This is a genomic window from Streptomyces sp. NPDC003042, from assembly GCF_053591315.1.
Genome location: NZ_JBSFTP010000139.1, coordinates 1 through 8,629 on the forward strand (window position 1 = coordinate 1; position 8,629 = coordinate 8,629).

The 8,629-nt window shown below is 73.8% G+C and carries 8 protein-coding genes; 4 read left to right on the forward strand and 4 right to left on the reverse strand.

From position 1 onward, the window contains the following. Window positions 1–131: 131 nt before the first annotated feature. Window positions 132–719 (reverse strand): hypothetical protein, encoded by a 588-nt coding sequence (locus ACWDYJ_RS35150; protein ID WP_451569669.1) that lies wholly within the window; start codon window positions 717–719, stop codon window positions 132–134. A 24-nt stretch (window positions 720–743) separates the two neighbouring features. Here ACWDYJ_RS35150 and ACWDYJ_RS35155 point away from each other — a divergent pair, with 24 nt between their 5' ends. Continuing rightward, on the forward strand, window positions 744–1,403 hold the full coding sequence (locus ACWDYJ_RS35155) for a pyridoxine/pyridoxamine 5'-phosphate oxidase (protein WP_451569670.1): 660 nt from the start codon (window positions 744–746) through the stop codon (window positions 1,401–1,403). Here the strand turns inward: ACWDYJ_RS35155 and ACWDYJ_RS35160 are convergent. Together ACWDYJ_RS35160 and ACWDYJ_RS35165 are read right to left on the reverse strand one after the other, a co-directional pair. Beyond that, entirely contained in the window at window positions 1,352–1,864 is a 513-nt protein-coding gene (locus tag ACWDYJ_RS35160) for a Zn-ribbon domain-containing OB-fold protein (protein WP_451569671.1), read from the reverse strand. The genes ACWDYJ_RS35155 and ACWDYJ_RS35160 overlap by 52 nt on opposite strands. After that, complete coding sequence (locus tag ACWDYJ_RS35165) at window positions 1,861–2,313, reverse strand: DoxX family membrane protein (protein ID WP_451569672.1); 453 nt, start codon at window positions 2,311–2,313, stop codon at window positions 1,861–1,863. Before ACWDYJ_RS35165 ends, ACWDYJ_RS35160 begins: the two co-directional genes overlap by 4 nt. Window positions 2,314–2,535: 222 nt before the next feature. Here ACWDYJ_RS35165 and ACWDYJ_RS35170 point away from each other — a divergent pair, with 222 nt between their 5' ends. The 3 genes from ACWDYJ_RS35170 to ACWDYJ_RS35180 all read left to right on the forward strand — a co-directional run bounded on the left by ACWDYJ_RS35170 (window position 2,536) and on the right by ACWDYJ_RS35180 (window position 7,529). After that, complete coding sequence (locus tag ACWDYJ_RS35170) at window positions 2,536–3,717, forward strand: flavin-containing monooxygenase (protein ID WP_451569673.1); 1,182 nt, start codon at window positions 2,536–2,538, stop codon at window positions 3,715–3,717. A 240-nt stretch (window positions 3,718–3,957) separates the two neighbouring features. After that, window positions 3,958–6,192, forward strand: coding sequence for an acetate--CoA ligase family protein (locus ACWDYJ_RS35175; RefSeq protein WP_451569674.1), 2,235 nt, complete (start codon window positions 3,958–3,960; stop codon window positions 6,190–6,192). A 527-nt stretch (window positions 6,193–6,719) separates the two neighbouring features. Next, the gene (locus ACWDYJ_RS35180) at window positions 6,720–7,529 is read left to right on the forward strand and encodes an enoyl-CoA hydratase/isomerase family protein (RefSeq protein WP_451569675.1); all 810 of its coding nucleotides are present in this window, start codon (window positions 6,720–6,722) and stop codon (window positions 7,527–7,529) included. Between the two features lie 26 nt (window positions 7,530–7,555). Here the strand turns inward: ACWDYJ_RS35180 and ACWDYJ_RS35185 are convergent, their stop codons facing one another. Further along, window positions 7,556–8,338: a VOC family protein gene (locus ACWDYJ_RS35185; RefSeq protein WP_451569676.1), complete on the reverse strand. Its 783-nt coding sequence runs from the start codon at window positions 8,336–8,338 to the stop codon at window positions 7,556–7,558. Window positions 8,339–8,629 lie beyond the last annotated feature (291 nt).

Sequence of the window (8,629 nt, forward strand, 5' to 3'; positions counted from 1 at the left end):
CCCCATACCCTCCCTGATCCCGGATCACTGGACACCGGCCACCGAACCCCCGGCCGCCCCACGCTCCCGCCCCACGACCCCCGCCCCACACCCCCACCCGCCTCCCTGTTCCCGGACGGCCGGCCCGCCCCCTACCACCCCAAGGTGTCCCGCGCTCTGCCGTCCGGGGCTATGAGCACGTGGTGCTGGGCGTGGTCGAAGTCCGTCAGGGTGATGTGGGACGCCTCGGTCCAGGTCGCCCGGAGGACGCCCCTCGGGTAGTCCTGCTCCGGCCCGTCGGGGTATTCCGCCACCGGCCAGCGGCGGGTCGTCGGGAAGTGGCCCGCGTCCACGTAGATCCGCCAGACCGGGTCGGTCAGCGGGGAGTCGCGTTCCACCACCAGGCGGCGCGGGGAGCCGTCCGGGGCGGGGACGTCGTACTCGGCGGACGGGAAGGGGTCGGTGGCGACGAGGTACACCGGGATGGCCAGTACGCCCGCGGCGGCCGCGCCCGCGAGGGCGACGGTGACGCCCGTGCGGACGCCCCGGCGGCGGGAGGTGAGCAGGGCCGCAGCGGCGAGGCAGACGGCTGCGAGGGTCGTGAGCAGTACGGGGTGGTCGAGTTCGGCGAGGAGGGCCAGGCCTCCGGGTCGGTTGTAGCGGGGGGCGACGATCGCCGTCGCGGCCGATATAGCGGCGACGGCGACCAGCCCGCGCGCGAGACCCTTGTGACCGTCCATGGGGTCGCACCCTAACCTGGGGGCATGACCGGCGACTTCCACCGCACCCTGCACTCCCTGCGGGTGTGGGACATCCCGCTCCCCGTCTTCGACGCCGACGCGGCGCCGCCCGAGCCGCTGCCGCTGTTCCGGGAGTGGTTCGTGCAGGCCGCCGAGGCGGGGCAGCCCGAGCCGCACACCATGAGCCTGGCCACCGTGGACGCCGAGGGGCGGCCCGACGTGCGCACCGTCATGCTGCATGACGCGGACGCGCGCGGCTGGCACTTCGCCTCCCACGCCACCAGCGCCAAGGGCCGCCAGCTCGCGGCGCGGCCGGAAGCGGCGCTGGGCTTCTACTGGCCGGCGGTGGGACGGCAGGTGCGCATCCGGGGCCGGGTCACGGCGTGCGGGCCCGAGGAGAGCCGGGCGGACCTGGCGGTGAGGTCGCGCGGGGCGCTGGCGGCAGCGCTCACCGGGCGGCAGAGCGAGGTGCTCGGTTCGGCGGAGGAGCTGGCGCGGGCCTCGGCGGAGGCGTGGGAGCGGGCCGGCGCGGAGCCGGACGCCCCGGCGCCGACGTGGACGCGGTACGTCCTCGACGCCGCCGAGGCCGAGTTCTTCCAGGGCGACGCCATGCGGCGGCACGTGCGCCTGCGCTACCGCCGGACCGCCGACGGCAGCTGGGCCCGCGAACTGCTCTGGCCCTGAGGGCGGGGGCAGGGGCGGAAGACCGCCACCGCGATGCCCGGCACCGCGATGCCCGGCGCCGTGTCGCGGAAGGTGACCTCCAGGGGCATGCCGATGCGCAGGTCCGCCGCCTCGCAGGACACCACTTCCGTCATCATCCGGGGGCCCTCGGCCAGGTCGACCACGGCCGCCACGTACGGAACGCGCGTGCCGAACGGCGGGAGGTCGTTGCGGTGGATCTCCGACCAGGTGTAGAGGGTCGCCCGGCCGCTCGCCGCCTCCCACACCACCCGGTCCTCCCCGGCCCAGCAGAACGGGCAGAACTCGCGCGGGTAGTGGTGCGCCCGCCCGCAGTCCGCGCAGCGACGCAGCAGGAGCCGCCCCTCGGCGGCCGCGTCCCAGTAGGGGCGGGTGAAGTCGTCGACGTCCGGGAGGTCGTAACGGGCGCCGACCCCCGAACCGGCCCCCGTCCCCCCGCTCAAAGGAACAGTCCGATCGACGCGTCGAGGGACCAGGCCTGCCAGCTCATGGCGAGCAGCGCGACGAGGGAGATGAGCGCCATCATCGCGTTCTGGCCCTGTTCGGCCCAGTCGTGGATCATCAGCACCAGGTACAGCAGGTTCAGCAGCAGCCCGCCCACGAGGGCGACCGGGGTCAGGAAGCCGAGTACCAGGCCCAGCCCGAGGGCGAGTTCCGCGTAGACGACGACGTACGCCATCAGCTTCGGGCGCGGCTGGACGACCTTCTCGAAGCCGCCCTTCACGAAGGGCCAGCGGTGCTTCCCGGCCACGTCGGCGGCCCACGCGATGCCGGTGCCGCGTTCGAACCAGCCCTTCTTGTCCTTGTGCCGCCAGCTCTCCAGCCACCACAGGCCGAGGCCTATCCGCAGCACGGCGAGCCATTCGGCCCCGCTGAGCCAGATGCTCCGCATCGGCAGCTCCTCCACCTTCCTCCACCTTCCTCCACCTGACGGTACGTCAGTTCAGCGGATCCGGGGCCATCCCGCAAGGCCCCCGCACTCGCCCCGCACCCGCCCCGCACTCGCCCCGCACTCGCCCCGCACCCGCGCCACACCCGAACCGTGATCGATCCGCAATCGATTCCCTCCTTGACCGAGACCCATCAACCCTGTGTGTCGATACGCTCACACTTCATGCCCGAACCCGACCTGACCACCACCCAGCCCCGCCCCGTGTACGTGATCGGCGCCGGCCCCGGCGGCCTCGCCGTCGCCGCCGCGCTGCGCGCCCGCGGGGTCCGCGCCGTGGTCGTCGAGAAGTCCGACGCCGTCGGCGCCTCCTGGCGCGGCCACTACGAACGGCTGCGCCTGCACACCACCCGGCGCCTCTCCGCCCTGCCCGGCCTGGCCGTACCGCGCCGGTTCGGGCGGTGGGTCGCGCGGGCCGACGTCGTGCGGTACCTGGAGAAGTACGCCGAGTTCCACGAGCTGGAGCTGGTCACCGGCGTCGAGGTGACCCGTATCGAGCGCGCCGTCGATGCCGACGGGAACGCCGACGGCTGGACCCTGCACGCGTCCGGCGGCCGGCTGCTGGCCGCCGGGGCCGTGGTCGTGGCCACCGGCTACAACCACACCCCCGCGCTCCCCGACTGGCCGGGCCGAGACGCGTACGGCGGCCCGCTGCTGCACGCCTGCGACTACCGCGTCCCCGAGCCGTACGCGGGCCGGGACGTCCTCGTCGTCGGCGCCGGCAACACCGGCGCCGAGATAGCCGTGGACCTCGCCGAGGGCGGGGCGGCGCGCGTGCGGCTCGCCGTACGCACCGTCCCGCACATCGTGCGCCGCTCCACCGCGGGCTGGCCCGCCCAGCGCACGGGGATCCTCGTACGCCGACTGCCCGTACGGCTGGTCGACCGGCTCGGCGCGCTCGTCGCGAAGGCCTCGGTCCCGGACCTGACGGCGTACGGGCTCCCGCGGCCCACGACCGGCCTGTACAGCAGGGTCCGGGAGGGGGCTATCCCGGTGCAGGACGTCGGCCTGATCGACGCCGTGCGCGGCGGGCGGGTCGAGCCGGTGGCCGCCCTGGTCTCCTTCGACGGCGCGGAGGTGGTGCTCGCGGACGAGACCCGGATCAGCCCGGACGTGGTGATCGCGGCGACCGGCTACCGGCGCGGGCTGGAGGGACTGGTCGGCCACCTCGGCGTACTGGACGAGCGCGGCCGTCCCCTCTCGCAGGGCGCCCGTACCCCGGCGCGGGCCCCGGGCCTGTACTTCACCGGGTACACGAACCCGATCAGCGGGATGCTGCGCGAGCTGGCCCGGGACGCCGAGAGGATCGCGAAGGCGATCGCCCGCAGCCGGGGAGCCGACGGCTAGGCCGAAAGCGCTCTGGACCGGGGTCGGGCGCGTCTGCCACCGTTCATCCACATCACCTCCACCACCTTTCCTGCGCACCCCTGTTCCTGACGGCGCGTCAGTTCAGTAATCTGACTACGCGTCAGCTGTGGATTTCGTCGAGCTACGTCGAGCTACGTCGAGCCGCGTCGAGCGAGGACTGGCTACGGTCGGGATTCATCGAGGTCCATCGAGGTTCATCGAGCAGGAGCGGGCGGAACGATGCTTGGATCTACTCACGGCACCCTCACCACCGACTTCCGCGCACGCGTCGAGGCCTGCGGGGAGACCCCCAGGACGGCCGTCCACTCCGCGGCGGCGCCGACCGCCGAGGCGGCGCTCGCCCTGGACGTCAGCGGTCGGCCCCTGCACTGCGACGTGCCGGACCTGGACCGGTTCTTCCGGCCCGAGTCCGTGGCCGTCATCGGCGCCTCCGACACCGAGGGCAGAGCGAACACCGGCATCACCCGGCAGCTCATCGCCTGGGCGGAGCGCGTCGGCGCCCGGCTGCACCCCGTGCACCCCACCCGCACCGCCGTCTTCGGGCGGCCCTGCCACGCCTCCGTGGCCGACCTGCCCGAACAGGTGGACCTGGCGGTCCTGCTCGTCTCCGACCCGCTCCCGGTCATCGAGCAACTGGCCGAGTCCAAGGTCAAGTTCGCCGTCGCCTTCGCCTCCGGCTTCGCCGAGACCGGAGATGCGGGCGCGGCCGCCCAGGCGCGGCTCAGCGCCGCCGTACAGCGCTCGGGGCTGCGCCTGCTCGGCCCGAACACCAACCTCAACGCCTTCGAGGCCTTCCGGGACGACCTCGACGGCCCCGCCATCGCCCTCATTACCCAGTCCGGCCACCAGGGCCGCCCCGTCTACACCCTCCAGGAGCTGGGCATCCGGCTCTCCCACTGGGCGCCCACGGGCAACGAGGCCGACCTGGAGACCTCCGACTTCATCTCCTACTTCGCCGAGCGGCCCGAGGTCGGGGCCATCGCCTGCTACGTCGAGGGCCTCAAGGACGGCCGCGCCTTCCTGCTCGCCGCCGACCGGGCGGCGCGCAACGGCGTCCCCGTCGTCGCCGTCAAGGTCGGCCGTACCGAGACCGGCGCCCGGATGGCCGCCTCCCACACCGGCAAGCTCACCGGGGCCGACACCGTCGTGGACGCCGCCATGCGGCAGTTCGGAGTCATCCGCGTCGACGGCCTGGACGAGCTCCAGGACACGGCCGCGCTGCTCGCCCGGGCCCGCAAACCCCAGGCGGAAGGGGTCGTCGTCTACTCCATCTCCGGCGGCACCGGCGCCCACTTCTCCGACCTCGCCACCGAGGCCGGACTCACCCTGCCCACCCTCTCCCAGGCCAAGCAGGACGAGCTCCACCAGTGGATCCCGGACTACCTGGGCGTCGCCAACCCCATCGACAACGGCGGCCACCCCGTCGGCGACTGGCGCGGCCCCAAGATCATCGAGGCGATCCTCGCCGACCCGGCGGTCGGCGTCCTGATCTGCCCCATCACCGGCCCGTTCCCCCCGATGAGCGACAAGCTCGCCCAGGACCTGGTGGACGCCGCCGAGCGCACCGACAAGCTCGTCTGCGTGATCTGGGGCTCCCCCGTCGGCACCGAGGACGCGTACCGCACCACCCTGCTCGGCTCCTCCCGCGTGGCCACCTTCCGTACGTTCGGCAACTGCATCACCGCCGTCCGCGCCTACCTCGGCCACCACCGCTTCACCGCCGCCTACCGCTCCCCCTTCGACGAGGCCCCCCGTACGCCGTCCCCCTCCTACCGCAAGGCCCAGGCCCTGATGCGGCCGGGCCAGCAGCTCAGCGAACACGCGGCGAAACAGCTCCTGCGGGCGTACGGGATACGGGTCCCCCGCGAGCAGCTGGTGACCAGCGCGGCGGCGGCGGTCCGGGCGGCCGGCCTGGTCGGCTACCCGGTGGTGATGAAGGCCTCGGGGCCGCAGCTGGCCCACAAGACGGAACTGGGCCTGGTCAAGGTCGCCCTGACCTCGGCGAGCCAGATCCGCGACGCCTACCGGGAACTGACCGACACGGCCCGCTACGAGAACATCCCGCTGGACGGCATCCTGGTCTGCCAAATGGTCGAACGCGGCGTCGAAATGGTCGTCGGCGTCACCCAGGACGACCTCTTCGGCCCCACCGTCACCGTCGGCCTCGGCGGGGTCCTCGTAGAGGTCCTGCACGACGCGGCCGTCCGCGTCCCGCCCTTCGGGGAGGACCAGGCCCGCGCCATGCTGAGGGAACTCCGCGGCCACGCCCTCCTCGAAGGCGTACGGGGAGCCCCACCGGCCGACGTCGACGCGCTGGTGGAGGTCATCCTCCGCATCCAGCGCATGGCCCTGGAACTCGGCGACTCCCTCTCGGAACTGGACATCAACCCCCTGATGATCCTCCCCCGCGGCCAGGGGGCGGTGGCGCTGGACGCGTTGGCGATCTGCCGGTGAGGGCGCCGCGGACCGCCCGTCCCCACCGCCCCTCGCGGACACGGGCCCGGCCGCAGCCCGCCCCCCTGCCGACCCCGCTGGCCCCATCCAGCGCTACCAAACCCTCCAGCCCGACCGACACCGCCCAGCCCCGCCAGCCCTCCAGCCCGGCCGACACCGCCCCGCCCCGCCGCACCGCCCAGCCCGGCCGGCCGGCCGGCCCCATCCAGCGCTACCGCACCCTCCAGCCTCGCCGACACCGCCCAGCCCCGCCGCACCGCCCAGCCCCGCCGCACCCTCCAGCCCCGCCGCACCCTCCAGCCCCGCCGCACCGCCCAGCCCCGCCGGCGTTTGAGGCGCGGGGTCTGGGGCGGAGCCCCAGGGTCTTTCAGCCGCGCCGGCGATTGAGGCGCGGGTCCGGGCAGAGCCCGGGGAACGGGGGAAGGGCGGGGCGGGGAGAAGCCCCGCGCAGCGGCACCCCGGCCACCGCACCCGCACCCGTACCCGCACCCCCTCGACCGACCACCCCCAGAACGGGAGCCCACCCCATGACCCACGACACCCCGGAGGACATCCTCCACCGCACCGACAACGGCGTCTCGTGGATCACCCTCAACCGCCCCCACACCATGAACGCCCTCACCCACCCCCAACGCGACCGCGTCATCGCGCTGCTCGCCGACGCCTCCGCCGACCCCACCGTCCGCGCCGTCGTCCTCACCGCCACCGGCACCGGCTTCTGCGCGGGCGCGGACCTCCGGAGCCCGACCCCCACCCCCGCCACGGGGGACCGCGTCGCCGGCGACGTCTCCCGCATGATCCGCCTCGGCGCGCAGCGCCTGATCACCGCAGTCCTCGACTGCGAAAAACCCGTCATCGCCGCAGTCAACGGCACCGCCGCCGGCATCGGCGCCCACCTCGCCCTCGCCTGCGACCTCGTCATCGCCGCCGAAGAGGCCCGGTTCATCGAGGTGTTCGTCCGCCGCGGCCTCGTTCCGGACGGCGGTGGCGCGTACCTGCTCCCCCGCCTCGTCGGCCCGCAGAAGGCCAAGGAGCTGATGTTCTTCGGCGACGCCGTCCCGGCGGCCGAGGCGCAGCGCCTCGGCCTCGTCAACAAGGTCGTTCCGGTGGAGGAGCTGGAGGCGACCGCCCGCGCCTGGGCAGAACGCCTCGCCCAGGGCCCGACCCGGGCCATCGCGCTCACGAAGCAGCTCGTCAACGCCTCCCTGGACAGTGACCGGGCGACCGGCCTGGCCGCCGAGGCCACCGCTCAGGAGCTCAACATGACCACCGCCGACGCGAACGAAGGCGTAGCGAGCTTCGTGGAGCGCCGCACGCCCAAGTACCTCGGCCGGTAGCCCGGTTCACCGCACCGGCCCCGCCGTCACATGCGCGGCTCCGGCTTCAGCAGCGCGAACACGGCCCCGGCCTGGTCGGTGACCCAGCTGATCCGGCCGACCTCCGGCACGTCCTCGGCCGGCATGAGCACCGACCCGCCGTTCCCCTCGACGGCCTCGACGGTGGCGTCGACGTCCGGCACGTTGAAGTACGGCACCCAACGCGGCACCTCACCGCCCCCTTCCCCGAGCGGCGCCACCCCGCCGAAGGAACCCTCCTCCTGGTCCCCCTCGGCGATGCTCAGCACCCGGTACGTCATCCCGGGCGCCCGCATCTCGGTGTGCCGCCACCCGAACAGCCCGGCGTAGAAGGCGATGGCCGCGACCGGGTCCGGTACGTGCAGTTCCACCCACACCAGCGTGTTGTCGGCGGAGGCGATGCCCAGCCCGGCCGTCTTGCCCGGCTGCCACACGGCGAACTCCGCGCCCTGCGGGTCGGTGCACTGCGCCAGCCAGCCCTCGCCCATGACGTCCATGGGATCCATCCGCATCCGGCCGCCGCCGGCCTTCACGGCCTCGGCGGTGGCGTGGATGTCGGGGCTCATGAAGTGCACCATCCAGGCGGAGTCGGCCCCCTCCTCGGTGAGGGGCCCGAGGGCGGCGACGGTCTTGCCGTGCAGGTCGAAGAAGCCGTACCCGCCCGCCTCCGGCCCGGCCGAGACGAACTGCCACCCGAAGACGGCGCTGTAGAAGGCCGCGGCGACATCGGTGTCGGGGCTGCCGAGGTCGAGCCAGTTGGGTGATCCGGTACGGAAGTCGGTACCGAGCATGGGGTTCCTCCCGGGGATACGCCGATACGAGCCCCTGCCACGATGCCGACCCCCCACCCCAAGCCGCCCGCACGTCCCCTTGGGGAGCGGGGGTTTCACCCGTCTGGGGGTGGGGGTGCGGGGTGCGGGGTGCGGGTTCTGCGGCCGGGGCGGGATCAGGGAAGTGGGAGGGGGCTTCGGTGACCAGCGTCCAGTCATCCGGGATCAGGGAGGGTATGGGGGCTTCCCGTCAGTCTCATCGTCTCTCCGTGTCGGGCCGGCCCCTCAAGGGCGCTCCTCCTCGTTCCTCGT